The organism is Brucella intermedia LMG 3301, from assembly GCF_000182645.1.
Lineage (GTDB): Bacteria > Pseudomonadota > Alphaproteobacteria > Rhizobiales > Rhizobiaceae > Brucella > Brucella intermedia.
Genome location: NZ_ACQA01000002.1, coordinates 1,443,865 through 1,459,571, shown reverse-complemented (window position 1 = coordinate 1,459,571; position 15,707 = coordinate 1,443,865). Strand labels below are relative to the sequence as shown.

Here is a 15,707-nt window from a genome sequence, read left to right as displayed (position 1 = left end):
GGGTCGCTGCGCATCGTGATCGCTATTTCGCGCCAAACTGTTCGATCAGTTCTTCCAGACCGACATGGCCCTGAAAGGCTCCGTTGCCCGGCAAGGCCTCGCCCCTTTCCAGCGCCATTGCATGGATGACAGCGGGATCGGCTTCGATACGGCTTCTCACGGCGGCAAGCTTCGGCCAGCGTGCGGCGTCTGCCACCTGGTGAAAGTCCAGCCAGCGGGCAACCCCAACCAGCAGGGCGTCCGCCAGCGTCGGACGGTCGGCGACCAGAAAAAGGGTGGCACCGATCATTTCTTCAAGCCGGTCGTGCCGCTCGATGACGCGTTCGCCACCCCATCGGGTCAGCGCCGATTTCATCGCAGGGTCAGGCGACTGCATTTCCATCGCAGCCCAAAGCGGGCCGAACATGCCGGTAAAGCCGGTGTTGATGAACCCCATCAGCTGATGCATCCGGTCGGCTTCGCGCGACAACGGATCGAAGCTGATCCGCCGCTCGGTGTCGCGCGCCTCCAACCAGGCGGCGATAGCCATGTTTTCGGTCACGACCCGCCCCTCATCCGTGACGAAGGCGGGCGTCTCGACCCGGCGGTTGATCCGCTTGTAAGCAGGCTCCCGCATCTCGGTCAGCATGTCGACCCGGCACAGCCTGTAAGGCTTGCCCAGCCATTCCAGAGCTGCGACAAGTCCCATGGAGCTTCCGGCCGGGAAGCCATATATAAGGATCGGTTCCATGTTTGGTGTTCTCCGTGATGTCTTCTGATCACGCTGCGCAGCGAAGCCGGACCATAAAACATCGCTCCGCCAAGTAAATTACGCACCTTTTTGTAACCAGGAGCTGCCGATGAAAGACCTTGTTTCCCGCTGCCCGATCGAAGAAGTCATGCAGGTCCTGAGCGGCCGCTGGCCGACCCTGCTCATTTATTATCTTCAGGAAGGGACAAAACGGTTCAGCGATCTTCGCCGGGATAATCCCACGATCTCGCACAAGATGCTCACACTGGAACTGCGCAAGCTCGAAGAGGCCGGCATTGTCCGGCGCACCGAGTTCGGCGGTTATCCGCTTCGTGTCGAGTACGACCTGACGCCAGCGGGCGAAAGACTGGTGCCGCTCATCGATGCCCTCGGCGACTGGTGGGAAAACACGGACGAGAATAAAGCAAGCGACGTGAATGAAGGTAGCGAAGCAGGCGGAACCCACTCAGTTCAGCACCTTTGAACAATCTGCCTCCGAGCGGAAAAGGATTCCGGCGGTTTCGCTTTGCGAACAGTGTTAGCGAACCGCTCGCGGAATGGTCCGGTTCAAGGACCGCCACCCTGTAAACAATCAGGCTTATCGCACAGTTGTCAGAGTTCTTCAGAGGCTTACCAGCGCATGAAAAAGCACGCCTCGGAGACCTCATATCCCGCTCTATATCCCGCTGAAAATTATCGCCTTTTGAAGCCGTATTAAACCTAAAACCCCCTTAGGTTTTGTTCGAGCGACGATCGCAAGGGGGCTTTCGATAGGGATTGGGAGGCGGCGCTGCGCGCTCAATCTTCGGAGGTCGGCAGGACCTGACTGATACTGTCCAAGCTAGCCTGATTTGGTTAAGAAATCCACCCCCTGAAAGCACGAAGCGGGACAAGCAGTAAGGGTGAAACCACTCGCTCCCCTCTTCCGGAGAACAGCGCGTGGCCCCAGCGGCAGAACTTCATAGAAGTGAACCCGGCTCAAAACCGGTGCATGCTGAACGCCCCCTTCACCTTCCGCGCAACGCAGCCTCACCGTCTGGATTGATCGGAGGAACTGCACAGGGGTTATTATTCAATATTGGATTTCAGTCCTTCGTTTCCCGACGCTGGCCGCAGCAGCCCGGACCAATATCGGTTACCGCTATTCGCGGCCCAGTTAACAAGCGGACCACCGCAGACCGTCTTGAACGATCGTATCTACGACGGAGAATGAAGGTGGTGCCGACCAGTGGAGACGCCACGGCCTCCCCTCGGCCTCAGACGACCTTAACACGCGTCTTTTGACACGCCGAAATGGGCAGTTCCCCGCGCCGCTTTGTATCATTTCGGCTTCGCAATGATCACGGCGCCGGAACTTAGCAGAGAATCGGCCGAACAAGCTTTGTCCCCTATAAAGCGATGTCGCTCCGGTGTGGAAACAGGACTCTTCTCGATTGAAATTCCAGGCTGGTTCAGGGTTCCGGTTTATAGACCGCCGTCTAAAACCGATAAAAGATCATAAAAACAAAAGGATAGCAGAACCGGCAGCGAATCGATAAAATTTCGCTTAATTTTAATACCGGCGCTAACTCTTTGTTAATTCGGCTGCCCCTTGCGATAGAATAAGAATCGGACATAATGACGGTATTTAGGCGGTATCAGTTCCAATGCCGTCACTAGGGACACCAAGCAAATGAATATCGCAAATCCGGCAGCAGCCTTGTCGTTTGACGACATGATATTATCGCAAGGGCGCGAGATTTCTCGCAAGCTCAATCTGCTGCGTCACGAAAACTTTCCGCCGGATGCGCGCAAGAACATGCTGCGCCAGTTTTCGATGGCCGAGGCTGCCTATTTCCTCGGTGTCTCTCCCAGCAATCTCAAGAAATTACATCTTGAAGGCAAGGGTGTCGAGCCGACCATTCTAACAGGTGGCCGCCGCGCCTATAGTGGCGAGCAGATTCAGGAACTGCGCCAGTGGCTCGACCAGAACGGCCGCGCCGAAGTGAAGCGCTACGTTCCGCATCGTCGCGGCAATGAAAAGCTTCAGGTCATCGGCGTCGTCAACTTCAAGGGCGGTTCCGGGAAGACGACGACGGCTGCGCATCTGGCGCAGCATATGGCGCTGACCGGCCATCGCGTGCTGGCCATCGATCTCGATCCGCAGGCTTCGCTTTCCGCCCTGCACGGCATCCAGCCGGAACTCGACGAGTTTCCGTCGCTTTATGAAGCCATTCGTTACGATTCCGAAAGGAAACCCATCCGTGAGGTTATCCGGCGGACGAACTTCCCCGGCCTCGACATCATTCCCGCCATGCTCGAGCTGCAGGAATATGAATATGACACGCCGCTCGCCATGCAGAATGGCGGCGAGGGCAAGACATTCTGGAACCGCATCGCGCAAGCTCTCGCCGATGTCGACAGCGATTATGACGTCGTGGTCATCGATTGCCCTCCCCAACTTGGCTATCTGACGCTGACGGCGCTTTCCGCAGCGACTTCGGTGCTGATTACCGTTCATCCGCAAATGCTCGACCTGATGTCCATGTCGCAGTTCCTGCTGATGCTCGGCGATATTCTCAAGACGGTCCGTCAGGCCGGCGGCGCGGTGCAGCTCGACTGGTTCCGCTATCTGATCACCCGTTACGAACCGACCGACGTGCCGCAGGCGCAGATGGTCGGCTTCATGCAAAGCATGCTCGCTTCGCATATGCTCAAGCACCAGATGTTGAAATCGACGGCTATCTCCGATGCCGGTCTTACCAAGCAGACGCTTTACGAGGTTGAGCGTTCATCGATGAATCGCGGTACCTATGATCGCGCCATGGAAGCCATGGAAGCGGTCAATTCGGAAATTCGCGGCCTCGTTCATGAGGCATGGGGGCGTTAGACTGCCGTCTAAAGCGGCGAATATTGAATAAAATCAGGTCTCTGACCGGTTTGAGGATACAGGAATGGCACGAAAGAACATATTTGAAAGCGTTATGCGGGACCAACCGGCGGCTGAACAGGCCTCTCAGCCGGTCGAAAACGTATCGCGCCGGTTCGGTGCCGCCAAATCCCTTTCCGCATCGATTGACGAACTGGCAAAGCAGGCGGCCCAGAAGCTCGATGGCGAAACCATTGTCGAGCTTGATCCCGCACAGCTGGATGTCTCTTTCGTGGCGGATCGCCTGCCTGAAACGGATGACGAGGAATATCGCGAACTTCTGGAAGCCATTCGCGAGCGTGGGCAGGACAGTCCTATCCTCGTGCGTCCGCATCCAGAGACCAGCGGCCGCTATATGATCGTCTTCGGCCACCGCCGTGCGCGGGTTGCCCGGGAACTTGGTATCAAGGTCAAGGCGGTCATCAAGCCCCTCGCCGATCTGGAACATATTCTGAGCCAGGGCCAGGAAAACTCCGCCCGCGCCAATCTGAGCTTCATCGAGCGTGTCTTCTTTGCGGCGCGTCTTGAGGCGCTGGGCTTCGAACGTGAAGCCATACAGGCGGCGTTGACGGTAGATTACCAGACCCTGTCGAAGATGCTGACCATTCCGAAGGCCATTCCGGAGCATATTCTCCTGGCCGTGGGTCCGGCCAAGGGTATCGGGCGTGATCGCTGGCTGGAATTGCGCAAGCTGATCGAAATACCGGGCAAGAAGGATGCTGCGGAAGAACTTCTGGCGACTTCGGCCTTTGAAAAGGCGTCGTCTGTCGATCGTTTCGAGCAGCTCTATGGCTATCTGAAAGGCGGAAAGCAGAAGAAACCCGTCACCAAGGCGGCTCTGCGGCCCGGAACCAGCTGGACGGCTTCTGACAAGTCCGTCAGCGCGGTTATCAAACAGAATGGCAAGTCGGCCACATTGGCGCTCAGTGCCGCCAACGGGCCGCGTTTTGCCGAATGGCTTTCTCGCAATCTGGATGAGCTTTATGCGTCGTTCCGCAACGAGGAGAAGTGAGTAGCGTACTGACCAGCGGCTTTGCTGCGGTCTGATTGTGTAAGGCATGTCTTCCCGAAAACCGGAAACGGAAACGGGAACGGGAACGGGAACCGGTTCGGATTAGGACATGCTCAGTTGAATTTGTAAGAGTGTTTGCGTCGAAACTGTTCAGGAAAAGGAACGAGACAGCAAAAGAAAAAGGCCCCCAAACGTCGCCGTGTGGAAGCCCTTCTCATTGGTTTAGCAGCTAGAGAATCGCAAATCCACGAATCACTGTCAAGTGCTATTAGCGTCATTTCGGCGGGTGGATTTCTTTTGCCTTGTGGAAGGTGAAAGAAAATGGAGATTCAATTGGCCTCGACGCCGTTTGGCAGTCGAAGGATGACGCTTGCCTTGCTGGCAAGTCAACAGAACACACGGCAAATTGCGCCTGGAACGGTTGCCGACAAGTGGCAGCTGCATCGCTGGCTGTGTGAGGCAAAGACGCTGTTCGGCCTGAATGATCGCTCTCTGGCGGTTCTTTCGGCGCTCCTGTCATTCTATCCGGAAACGGAACTGAATACGCAGAGCAGCCTGATCGTGTTTCCCTCCAACAAGCAACTGGCATTGCGCGCCCATGGCATGGCGGATGCGACCTTGCGACGTCATCTGGCTGCGCTGGTCGATGCCGGTTTCATCCTTCGGCAGGACAGCCCGAATGGCAAGCGTTATGCGCGTCGCGCCAAGGGCGGAGACGTGCAGATTGCTTTCGGCTTTTCACTGGCGCCGCTTCTGGCCCGTGCCTGTGAACTGGAAACAGCTGCGGAACAGGTGAGGGCGGGAAAGACTGCATTGCGTGAAATGCGCGAGCAGCTGACCTTGCTGCGCCGCGATATCACCAAGCTTGTCGAATTCGCCGCCGAGGAACAGCTTGCCGGTAACTGGCAGGACATCCGTCACCGCTTTCGCCTGATCGTCGACAGCATTCCGCGCCGTGCGGAGCAGGAAGAGCTGGCAGCTTTGGTCGAATCCTTGCAGGCAATTCGTACGGAAATCGATAACGCATTGAAAATTCATGAAAATGTTCAGAATTTGCGCGGCAATGAATCTCAAAATGAGCGGCAGCAAATTGAATCGAATCCAGATTCCCATTTTGAAAAGGCAACGGCTGAATTTATCGACCAGCGCGTAAATGAAATCACCAGCGCTCCAACAGAACCCACGGTTTCGCTCGACATGGTGCTTCGCTCCTGTCCGGAGATCACGGCCTATGCGGTCAGTTCCATTCGGCATTGGCAGGATCTCGCCAATACGGCAGAGAAAGTACGCTCCTTCCTCGGGATCGATGGAAAGCTCTATGATCTCGCAAAGAAGGTTCTTGGACCCTATAATGCGTCGATCGTGATTGCCTATATCCTGCAGCGCTTTGAGCAAATTCAGTCTGCTGGAGGCTATCTGCGCATTTTGACGGAAAAGGCTGCCAATGGCTCTTTCTCGATAAGGCCAATGCTGATGGCCGCGCTCAATGGACAGGTTCGTTAACCATAAAAAGTCCAGTCAGCATGACAAAACTGAACTGCCTTTTAGGTTTCGTATCGTTCATGAAGTTTAACAAGATCAAGGAACCGTAAAAGAGGCCGGGAAGGCTTCCAACCCGCCTTGGAGGTTCATGGGCTGTTGGCTTTGAACATTGCTTGAGAATTGTCAGCGCCGCTTGTGGAGGCGTCGATCAGGGCCGTCGGGCTACCGCTATAAAACGCGCCGGAAAGCATGGGCGGGGAAGAAAACTCAGTCCAGTGCCTGAAAGCGACGACGACGCGAACGGCGGCGAGGGCGCAATGTGTTGAGGTCCTGCGCCTGGTCAGTCTTGTGACGTGGGGGAGGCGACAGAAGGCGCATGATGAAAAGGATGCAGCACCCGATGGTGAATATCCAGAATATCTCATCGGTGAGATCGTTGATCATGACGCAATCCAGAGCAAACCGCTTGTCCGTTTCAAGACGCGCGAAACAATATTCCGCGATCCATATCGCCTTGCGCAACGGTGGCCAAGTCACGAAGCCGTGCTTTATCGCCGCGCCGGTTATGTTGCCCCTGCGGCGGTCCTGTGGATGATGGCAAATGGCGACAAGGCGCTGGTCGCGCACTTCACGCTGATCTGCGATAGATTGCTCATGCTGCCTTTCACGATCCATTGTTTCCGCCCGGTCCTCGCGGCTGAGTTTCGCGAACCGCAAGACATTCTGAGCTGGTCGCTGACCCGTCCGGGTTTCGTCCGGGCGCGCTCCGTCGCCTGGCTGGAAGTGCGCAATGACGATCTGACACTGGATGTGGACCCGGTGCGTTTGCTTGAGGCGAAACTGGCGGAAGCCGGCTATGGCGAAGCGGTGCAGATGATGACGTCGCGCAACGTGGAGAAGCATCATGTCGCAACACGGCGCTCCGGCGAGGCACATGCCGCCTGCCTTGCCACTGTCGGCCTGACCAATGCGGGGAGGGTGGGGGAACGCGCGCAGATGATTATGCCCGCCGGAACCATCAATCTTCTGGTTCATATCGACAGGCCCTTGTCGGTCGCGGCCCATTTGGAGGCAATGTCGATTGCCGCCGAGGCCCGCACCGCAGCCATCATGGAACTTGGGCTCGATGTCGGCGGCAGGGTCTCGACAGGGACCGGCACGGATTGCATCGCGGTTTCCGCGCCGCCTGGTGAGCGGGGAGACGGGGCATCCTACGCAGGCTTGCATACGGATATAGGCGCCGCCCTCGGTGGCGCTGTCTATGACGCAGTGTCCGAAGGCGGCAGGCTCTGGATGAAAGAGCGGGGCTTTTGACCGATCAGGCTTCTGCGACAGCCTCTTTCGGCTTCAGGCGCAGGATGAGCGGCACCAGAACGAGGGCGACGATCGGGAAAACGAGCCAGTTGATGGTTTCCCAGCCGGAGGAATGCAGGAGCGAGCCGGCAAAGAAGGAAGCACAGGCCACGGTGCCGAACATGATGAAATCATTGGCGCCCTGTGCCTTGCCGCGTTCAGCCGGCGTGTGGCAGTCGGTCACCATGGCGGTCGCGCCGATGAAACCGAAATTCCAGCCGATGCCGAGGAAGATCAGCGCTCCCCAGAAATGGCCGACATCGAAGCCGCCGAGCGCAATGATGGCGGAAAAGGCGATCAACACCAGCCCCAGCGCGGTTATCTTTTCCTTGCCGAAACGGGTGATGAGCCTTCCGGTGAAGAAGCTCGGGGCGAACATGGCAAGCACGTGCCACTGGATGCCGAGGGCTGCATGATCGACGGAATGGCCATGGCCGACCATGGCGATGGGCGCAGCCGTCATCACGAATGTCATCAGTGCATAGGAACAGACGCCGGCGGCCACGGAAAGCATGAAGCGCGGCGAGCGGAGAATTTCGCCGAGAGGACGGCCTGTATCATGGACCACGTTCGGGTCTTTGCGGATCTTAGGCGCACGCAGCATGAAGAGGACGGGGAGGGCGAGCAGGCCCAGAACCGCCTGGCTGAGGAAACTGCCCGCGAACATCGCATCCGGAATGGTATCGCGTGTCCAGATGACGAGCTGCGGCCCGACGATGGCCGCAACGAGCCCGCCGACCATCACCCATGAGATGGCGCGGGCCTTCATGTCGCCGGTCGCCGCATCGGTGGCGGCAAAGCGGTAGCTCTGGACATAGGCGGCATAAAAACCGGCGGTGAGCGTGCCGAGACAGAAGATGAGGAAGGATGCCGCAAAAATGCCTGCGGCTGCGATCACGCCCGCCGAGGCGCCGACAAGCGCGCCGAGCATATAGGCATTGCGGCGTCCGAACTGGCGCATGAAGAAGGCCGCTGGCAGCGTGCCCAGCGCAAGGCCGAGATTGAACAGGCTGACGGGCAGCGTGACGAGGGCGGGATCGGAAGACAGTTTCTGGCCGACCAGGCCACCCAGCGAAATCACGATGGGCGGGCTGGAGGCGCCAAGCGCCTGTGCAATCGTCAGGATAATAATATTGCGCCGTGCGGCCGTCATGTCGGTCATCGTCAACCCCTCAAAGGACGAAATCGGGACGGTTTTATCGGAAAGCGCTTTCGCCAGCAAAATTATTCTACTGGTCCGCAGAATTATTCCTGACAGGTTTTCTTGGCAGCCCGGCATCACGGGAAGGCAAGGACTGTGGCCAAGGACTGGGACCAAGGACTGGGACAATGTCGTCCGTCTGTCATGAACTGCTTCTAATTTGCAGCTTCACTGTTCGATAGGGAGCCAGCAATGTCAGACAATCTTTCCCAGCAAAGTCTGTTCAAGACCAGCCAGTTGGAAGAAGCCGATGCCGATCCGCGCAATCCGTCCGATAACCCCACCATGGGCGAAATCATCAGCCGCCGCTTTTCCCGCCGTGGCTTTCTGCGTGGATCGCTCGCCGTCTCGGCCATTGCGGCAACGGTCAGCCCGCTCGCCCTCATGAGTGCTGGCGATGCGCGCGCCGCATCCGGTTCGGCCTTTTCGTTCAAGGAAGTCGAGGCCGGTGTGGACGCCCATCATCATGTCGCGGAAGGCTATGATGCCGATGTGCTTCTGCGCTGGGGAGACAGGCTTTTCGCTGATGCGCCGGAATTCGACCCGGCGAAACAGTCCGCCGAGGCGCAGGCCCGCCAGTTCGGCTACAATAATGATTATGTCGGCTATATCGCCATCGACGGTTCGCCCGAACACGGGCTGCTGGTCGTCAACCACGAATATACCAATCCGCACCTGATGTTCCCCGGTCTCGTCAAGATCGTCGATGGCAAGGTGGAGCAGGCTCCGCTTTCCAAGGAGCAGGTGGATATCGAAATGGCCGCCCATGGCGGCACGATTGTCGAGATCCGCAAGCAGGACGGCAAATGGCAGCCGGTGCTCGACGGCGCGAAGAACCGCCGTATCACTTCCAATACCGAGATGGTGCTGAGCGGGCCGGTCGCGGGTCATGATCGCGTCAAGACTAATGCCGATCCATCCGGCACCAAGGTCTTCGGCACGATCAACAATTGTGCGGGCGGCGTCACCCCATGGGGCACCTACATCATGGCCGAGGAAAACATCCACGGTTATTTCATTGGTGAACTGCCGGAAGGCCACGCGGAAGCGGCCAATTACAAGCGCATGGGCATTCCCGAAGGCTCGTATGAATGGGGCCGTTTCTACGACCGTTTCGACGTTTCCAAGGAACCGAACGAGCCGAACCGTTTCGGCTGGATCGTCGAGGTGGATGTGTCCGATCCGAACTCCATGCCGAAGAAGCGCACCGCGCTTGGCCGTTTCAAGCACGAGGGAGCGGAATCCATCGTCAGCAAGGATGGGCGCGTGGTCTTCTATCTGGGCGACGACGAACGCTTCGATTATGTCTACAAGTTCGTGACGGCGGGCAAGTTCAACCCTGATGACCGCGCCGCCAATATGGACCTGCTGGATGAAGGCACGCTGCACGTGGCGAAGTTCCATGAGGACGGCAAGGTGGAGTGGATGCCGCTGGTGTTCGGACAGGGTCCGCTCACCGAACAGAACGGTTTCAAGAGCCAGGCCGATGTGCTGATCGAAACCCGCCGCGCTGGCGATCTTCTCGGCGCCACCAAGATGGACCGCCCGGAAGACGTGCAGCCGAACCCGGTCAATGGCCGCGTCTATGTCATGCTCACCAACAATACCAAGCGCAAGGACGATCAGGTGGATGCCGCCAATCCGCGCGCCAAGAACGCCTTCGGCCATATCATCGAGATCGAGGAAGACGGGCAGGATTTTGCCGCCACGACCGGCAAGTGGGAAGTGCTGCTGAAATGCGGCGATCCTTCCGTTGCCGAAGTTGGCGCCAGCTTCTCCACCGATACGACGCGCAATGGCTGGTTCGGCATGCCGGACAATGCCGCCGTCGACAGCGCCGGTCGGCTGTGGGTCGCAACCGATGGCAACAGCAACAAGGATACAGGCCGCACCGACGGGCTTTGGGCCGTCGACACGGAAGGCGATGCGCGCGCAACCTCGAAACTGTTCTACCGCGTGCCGGTGGGCGCGGAAATGTGCGGTCCGCTGTTCGCACCGGACGATGAAACGGCCTTTGTCGCCGTGCAGCATCCGGGCGATGGCGGCGAGGACTGGGACGGTCATGGCCGTCCGTCCTATTATGAGGATCTGTCCACCCGCTGGCCGGACTTCAAGGACGATATGCCGGTGCGGCCTGCCGTGGTGGCCATCACCAAACAGGGCGGCGGCAAGATCGCGGTGTAATACCAAAACTCGATGAGTCAAACTCATCGAGTTTTGGTTAAGCCCGTGCGGCGACTGGGCATTTTCAGGGCGTGATGCGTTAGCATCTCAGCGCCCTGGTAAAATGACCTGATGAGACGGTGGCCCCCGGTGAAAGCCGGGGACCTTCGTCAAAGCTTCATGGAAGCGTCAAGCCAGCGATACAAAGCCAGCCTAATTCCATCCCTGTATTTCCAATCCAACGGGGACTTATCATGATATCGCGTCTTGTCGCCTCTACCATGCTTGCCGGTGCCGTCGCATTGGCGTTTCCGGCCTCCGCTGAAGAAAAGGCTTTTCCCGCAACGCTCAAGGCCCATGCCATCCTGCCGGCGAACACCATCATCGCTGCGCCGGAGGATGCGGCAGAACACCTGAAGACATCCGGCAAGTTCACCACCGCCGACCGCAAGCGCGCCGAGGGCATCGGCACGGTTGAAGGCAAGGACGGCGTGCGCAAGACCGGCCTTTCGGTGCCGTTCGACGGCCAGCCGGTGCAGGGCTTTTCCGGCATCAAGACCATGGAAGACGGCAGCTTCTGGTCGCTGTCCGACAATGGTTTCGGCTCAAAACTCAATTCGCCGGATGCCATGCTGATGCTGCACAATGTCAAGTTCGACTGGGACAAGGGAACGGTGGAGCGCGTAAAGACCGTGTTCCTGAGCGATCCAGACAGGAAGGCTCCGTTTCCCATCGTCATGGAAGGCGCGGAAAAGCGCTATCTGACGGGCGCGGATTTCGACGTGGAATCCATCCAGCCGGTGGCGGACGGTTTCTGGGTCGGCGAGGAATTCGGTCCGTTCCTGTTGAAATTCGACACGGACGGCAAACTCACCGATGTGTTCCCGACTTTCGTCGGCGAGAAGGAAATTGTCTCGCCTGACAATCCGAAGCTCGCTCTGCCCGCCAATCCGAGCCTCAAGCTCCCGGCCTATAATCTGAAGCGTTCCGGCGGCTTCGAAGGTCTTGCCATGTCGAAGGACGGTACGAAGCTTTATGGGCTTCTGGAAGGCCCGCTTTTCGTCGACGGTGCGCCGGAAAAGACCGAGAGCGGCAAGACGGGCCTGCGCGTCATCGAGTTCAGCGTCGCCGACAAGAAGTGGACGGGCCGGTCCTGGCTCTATCCGCTGGCCGAAGGCGGCGAAGCCATCGGCGATTTCAACATGCTGGATGAAACCACGGCGCTGGTCATCGAGCGCGATAATGGCGTCGGCACGGCGGACAAGGCCTGCGCCGATCCGAAGAAGCCGCAGGCAGATTGTTTCGATGTGCCGTCGAAGGTGAAGCGCATCTACAAGATCGCTTTCGACGACAGCAATGTCGGCAAGGACGTGCGCAAGATCGGCTATATCGACCTGCTCGCCATTGCCGACCCGGAAAACAAGCGCCGTCAGGGTGGACGCGAGGGCATTTACGACATGCCGTTCCTGACCATCGAGAATGTGGACCGCGTGGACGAAACGCATATCGTCGTCGGCAATGACAACAATCTGCCGTTCTCGGCAGGCCGCGCGCTCGACAAGGTGGATGACAATGAGTTCGTCCTGCTGGAAGTGGGCGAATTCCTGAAGGCCGAATAGGCCTTCCTCGATTTTCAGCGAGCCGTATGGCGGCCTGTCCCTGCATCGGCAGGCCGCCATTGACCCTGGAGCATTTCCAGTTGGGATTGAATCGCTGGAAATGCTCCATCTCATTGTTTCACGCATTATCCTGCGCAAAACCGCTCCGCACTTTTGCTGGAAATGCTCTGTCTTATCGTTCTCACGCATTATCCCGCGCAAAACCGCTCCACACTTTTGCTGGAAATGCTCTACTTGGTCGTATAGCCGCCATTGACGAGGATGGTCTGCCCGGTCATCCACCAGCCCTCCGAAACCATGAAGCGGATATAGGGAACGATGTCCTCGATATCGGTGAGGCCGGTCTTGGAGAAGCCGGAGAGTGCCGCCGCAGTCCGGTGGTAGGCCACCGCGTCCTCGCCTTCCGCCGGATAGAAGAATGGCGTGTCCATCGGGCCGGGACCAATGGCGGTTACTGAAATGCCGCGTTCGCCGAATTCCTTGGAAGCCGCGCGCGTGAAATGCTCTACCGGGGCCTTGGTGCCTGCATAGGCTGCATAGAACGGCGTGTAGGCGCCCAGCAGCGAGGTTACCAGTGTGCAGATCCTGCCATTGTCGTTGACATGCTTCCCTGCTTCTTTCAGGAAGAAGAAGGCCGACTTGGAATTGACGGCGGTCATCTCGTCATATTCGGCTTCCGAAACTTCGACGATCGGCTTCTTCAAAACCTTGCCCACCGTGTTGATGGCAATGTCGGGACGTCCGATGGCGGCAACCGTATCGGCGAACAGTTTCTCCATCGCACCGGCGGTGGTGAGATCGGCCTGGAAGGAAACCGCTTGCGCGCCTGCGGCCTTCACGGCGGCGACAGTGGCGTCCGCGTCCGCTTTGGACGCTGCGCTGTTATAATGAATTGCGATCGCCTTTGCCCCGTGTTCCGCAAGATCGCGCGCGATCAATCCGCCGAGGTTCTTGGCGCCACCGGCGATGATAACCGTTTTGCCCTTGATGCTGTGGTCCGTCATGGCTTCAACCTTCTTTTCCGATGCGGCTGCGCCATGCAGCCGCTTTCAAATCCGAAGAGTATCGTCTAGGATAGCGCTATAAAGACCGTCATTCTGACAACACCTGTCAGGTTTGACGGACAATGGAGGCAGATTATCTTGGATCGCATCGACCTCTTTCGTATCTTCGCCCGTGTCGTCGAATGTTCGAGTTTTACGCGCGCCGCCGATACGCTCGGCGTGCCGCGTTCCTCTGTTTCGGCGGCGGTTCTCGAGCTGGAGGGGCGCCTCGGGGCGAGGCTCCTCCACCGGACCACCAGAAGCGTGTCGACGACGCAGGATGGCGCCGCCTTCTATGAACGATGCCTGAGTCTGATTGCGGATATGGAGGAAGCGGAAAATCTGTTTCGGAATACCGCGACGCCATCCGGCACGTTGCGGATCGACGTTCCCGGCCGCATCGGACGTCTGATCATCGCGCCAGCCCTGCCCGAGTTTCTGGATGCCTATCCGGAAATCGATATACATCTGGGAGTGACTGATCGCGCCGTCAATCTTGTCGAAGAGAGTGTCGATTGCGTTCTGCGCGTGGGACCATTGACGGATTCCGGGCTGATCGCCCGATCGCTCGGCGAGCTTCCGCTGATCAACGTTGCGAGCCCCGCCTATCTTGAGCGGTACGGTATTCCCGAAACGCCTCATGACCTTTCCGCCCATTGGGCCATCAACTATGCCTCGCCGTCGAGCGGGCGCGTCGAGCCGTGGGAGTGGAGCGAAGCTGGCGCAACGCGATCGATTCCGGTGCGCGGCCGCGTCACCGTCAACAGCGCCGAAGCCTATATCGCCTGTTGTCTTGCCGGTCTCGGCCTCATCCAGATTCCGGCCTACGACGTCAGACGCCATCTGGAAGCCGGCGAACTGATCGAGGTAATGGCCGATATGCGCGCCGCGCCGATGCGAATGACGTTTCTATATTCACACCGCCAGCATCTTTCCCGTCGGCTTCAGGTCTTTGCCGACTGGCTCGAAAAACTGCTGAAGCGGGAACTGCAATCAGGGGCGGAGCCGCATTGACGAACAGGGCTTGGGTGCGCGAGCCCCTTTTCTCTCTGTGCATGGCGACAAGCCCGGCGTGGAAGTTTTGTTTCGGCCCGGTTAAGGTGCCGCGACAAAGCTATGGAGAAAACCGTTGAAGATTTTTATTTTCGGCAGTGTGAATGTGGATGTCAGCGCGCGGATGGCCGCGCTGCCGCGTCCGGGACAGACCGTGAATGCATCGGGCTATGGCATCGGCCTCGGCGGCAAGGGCGCCAACCAGGCGGTTGCGGTCGCAAAGCTTGGCGGTGACATTCGCTTCGTCGGCGCTGTCGGCAATGATGCCTTTGGCGAACTGGCCGTGAAGCAGATGCAGGAATTCGGCCTCAATACCGAAAGCGTGCGCGTGATCGACGGTGTCGATACGGGCATGGCGATCATTCAGGTCGAGGAAGCCGGACAGAACACGATCGCGGTCTGTGCCGGAGCCAATGCGCGCTGGTCGGCTGCAGACATCGATGCCTATGCAGCCGATATTGCCAGGGCGAAGATCACGCTGCTGCAGCGCGAGGTTCCGCATGAAGCCAATCTGGCCGTGGCGAAGGCCGCGCGTGCGGCAGGCGGCAGCGTTCTGCTAGATCCGGCCCCGGTCGGCGATGCAGGCCGCATGGCCGATCTGATTGCGCTCAGCGACATCATCTCGCCCAACGAGACGGAAGCCGCCGAAATCACCGGCATCGAGCCGACCGATCTGGCTTCGGCGGAAGCCGCAGCCCGAAATCTTCTGGAGCGCGGGCCGAAGATGGTCATCGTCAAGCTTGGAAGCCGTGGCGCGCTGCTGGTGACAGCGGACGAGGTGAAACATTTCGCGCCGTTCAAGGTCGATGTGGTGGATACGGTCGCCGCTGGCGACAGTTTCAATGGCGGTTTCGCGGTCGCCTATTCGCAGGACCGTTCCCTGCACGATTGCGTGCGATATGGTTCGGCGGCGGGTGCGGTTGCGGTCACGAGACCGGGTGCGGGAAGCGCCGCGCCGACCGCTGCGGAAGTGGCAGCGCTTCTGCAAAGCCAGACCTGAACCGGCTTTCGCAAATTGTGACGAAGCGAAGATTGGCGGCGATTTGCGCCGCTTTCACGCGATTTGAGCGAAAAAATGCTCGAAAACACCACTTAAAACATGGCGAAGAAACAACGAAATTAAGGCACTCGCGGCTTATTTGT

Annotated in this window: 12 protein-coding genes; 9 read left to right on the top strand and 3 right to left on the bottom strand. The window is 58.5% G+C overall.

What is annotated here, in order from left to right; translation table 11 throughout:
* Positions 1 to 22: 22 nt before the first annotated feature.
* Complete coding sequence (locus tag OINT_RS19345; RefSeq protein WP_006469593.1) at positions 23 to 730, bottom strand: glutathione S-transferase family protein; 708 nt, start codon at positions 728 to 730, stop codon at positions 23 to 25.
* 109 nt (positions 731 to 839) lie between these two features.
* On the opposite strand from OINT_RS19345, the gene OINT_RS19340 reads away from it, so the two are divergent.
* The 5 genes from OINT_RS19340 to OINT_RS24190 all read left to right on the top strand — a co-directional run bounded on the left by OINT_RS19340 (position 840) and on the right by OINT_RS24190 (position 7,446).
* Entirely contained in the window at positions 840 to 1,214 is a 375-nt protein-coding gene (locus tag OINT_RS19340; protein WP_006469592.1) for a winged helix-turn-helix transcriptional regulator, read from the top strand.
* Between the two features lie 1,188 nt (positions 1,215 to 2,402).
* Positions 2,403 to 3,599, top strand: coding sequence for a plasmid partitioning protein RepA (gene repA, locus OINT_RS19335; RefSeq protein ID WP_006469591.1), 1,197 nt, complete (start codon positions 2,403 to 2,405; stop codon positions 3,597 to 3,599).
* A gap of 64 nt (positions 3,600 to 3,663) precedes the next feature.
* On the top strand, positions 3,664 to 4,650 hold the full coding sequence (repB, locus tag OINT_RS19330) for a plasmid partitioning protein RepB (RefSeq protein ID WP_006469590.1): 987 nt from the start codon (positions 3,664 to 3,666) through the stop codon (positions 4,648 to 4,650).
* A gap of 321 nt (positions 4,651 to 4,971) precedes the next feature.
* A complete protein-coding gene (gene repC / locus OINT_RS19325; RefSeq protein ID WP_006469589.1) occupies positions 4,972 to 6,153 on the top strand; it encodes a plasmid replication protein RepC in 1,182 nt (393 codons plus the stop codon).
* 570 nt (positions 6,154 to 6,723) lie between these two features.
* Positions 6,724 to 7,446 carry an adenosylcobinamide amidohydrolase gene (locus OINT_RS24190; RefSeq protein ID WP_312968136.1) on the top strand — a complete coding sequence of 241 codons (723 nt, stop codon included), beginning with the start codon at positions 6,724 to 6,726 and terminating at the stop codon, positions 7,444 to 7,446.
* Between the two features lie 4 nt (positions 7,447 to 7,450).
* On the opposite strand, the gene OINT_RS19315 is transcribed toward OINT_RS24190, so the two are convergent.
* Positions 7,451 to 8,647, bottom strand: a complete 1,197-nt coding sequence (locus tag OINT_RS19315; protein WP_036564788.1) for an MFS transporter — start codon at positions 8,645 to 8,647, stop codon at positions 7,451 to 7,453.
* A 231-nt stretch (positions 8,648 to 8,878) separates the two neighbouring features.
* Between OINT_RS19315 and OINT_RS19310 the strand changes: the two genes are divergently transcribed.
* Positions 8,879 to 10,870, top strand: a complete 1,992-nt coding sequence (locus OINT_RS19310) for a PhoX family protein (RefSeq protein ID WP_006469586.1) — start codon at positions 8,879 to 8,881, stop codon at positions 10,868 to 10,870.
* A gap of 233 nt (positions 10,871 to 11,103) precedes the next feature.
* The gene (locus OINT_RS19305; RefSeq protein WP_006470774.1) at positions 11,104 to 12,468 is read left to right on the top strand and encodes an esterase-like activity of phytase family protein; all 1,365 of its coding nucleotides are present in this window, start codon (positions 11,104 to 11,106) and stop codon (positions 12,466 to 12,468) included.
* A gap of 230 nt (positions 12,469 to 12,698) precedes the next feature.
* Here the strand turns inward: OINT_RS19305 and OINT_RS19300 are convergent, their stop codons facing one another.
* The gene (locus tag OINT_RS19300; RefSeq protein ID WP_006469584.1) at positions 12,699 to 13,472 is read right to left on the bottom strand and encodes an SDR family oxidoreductase; all 774 of its coding nucleotides are present in this window, start codon (positions 13,470 to 13,472) and stop codon (positions 12,699 to 12,701) included.
* A 138-nt stretch (positions 13,473 to 13,610) separates the two neighbouring features.
* Between OINT_RS19300 and OINT_RS19295 the strand changes: the two genes are divergently transcribed.
* A complete protein-coding gene (locus OINT_RS19295) occupies positions 13,611 to 14,525 on the top strand; it encodes a LysR family transcriptional regulator (protein ID WP_006469583.1) in 915 nt (304 codons plus the stop codon).
* A 163-nt stretch (positions 14,526 to 14,688) separates the two neighbouring features.
* Positions 14,689 to 15,564: a ribokinase gene (rbsK, locus tag OINT_RS19290; RefSeq protein WP_235691713.1), complete on the top strand. Its 876-nt coding sequence runs from the start codon at positions 14,689 to 14,691 to the stop codon at positions 15,562 to 15,564.
* Positions 15,565 to 15,707: the final 143 nt, after the last annotated feature.

Excerpts from the sequence above, each read along its gene's own strand:
- OINT_RS19345 (WP_006469593.1), bottom strand. The coding sequence starts at position 730 with ATGGAACCGATCCTTATATATGGCTTCCCGGCCGGAAGCTCCATGGGA.
- OINT_RS19340 (WP_006469592.1), top strand. The coding sequence starts at position 840 with ATGAAAGACCTTGTTTCCCGCTGCCCGATCGAAGAAGTCATGCAGGTC.
- repA (WP_006469591.1), top strand. The coding sequence starts at position 2,403 with ATGAATATCGCAAATCCGGCAGCAGCCTTGTCGTTTGACGACATGATA.
- repB (WP_006469590.1), top strand. The coding sequence starts at position 3,664 with ATGGCACGAAAGAACATATTTGAAAGCGTTATGCGGGACCAACCGGCG.
- repC (WP_006469589.1), top strand. The coding sequence starts at position 4,972 with ATGGAGATTCAATTGGCCTCGACGCCGTTTGGCAGTCGAAGGATGACG.
- OINT_RS24190 (WP_312968136.1), top strand. The coding sequence starts at position 6,724 with ATGATGGCAAATGGCGACAAGGCGCTGGTCGCGCACTTCACGCTGATC.
- OINT_RS19315 (WP_036564788.1), bottom strand. The coding sequence starts at position 8,647 with ATGACCGACATGACGGCCGCACGGCGCAATATTATTATCCTGACGATT.
- OINT_RS19310 (WP_006469586.1), top strand. The coding sequence starts at position 8,879 with ATGTCAGACAATCTTTCCCAGCAAAGTCTGTTCAAGACCAGCCAGTTG.
- OINT_RS19305 (WP_006470774.1), top strand. The coding sequence starts at position 11,104 with ATGATATCGCGTCTTGTCGCCTCTACCATGCTTGCCGGTGCCGTCGCA.
- OINT_RS19300 (WP_006469584.1), bottom strand. The coding sequence starts at position 13,472 with ATGACGGACCACAGCATCAAGGGCAAAACGGTTATCATCGCCGGTGGC.
- rbsK (WP_235691713.1), top strand. The coding sequence starts at position 14,689 with ATGGCCGCGCTGCCGCGTCCGGGACAGACCGTGAATGCATCGGGCTAT.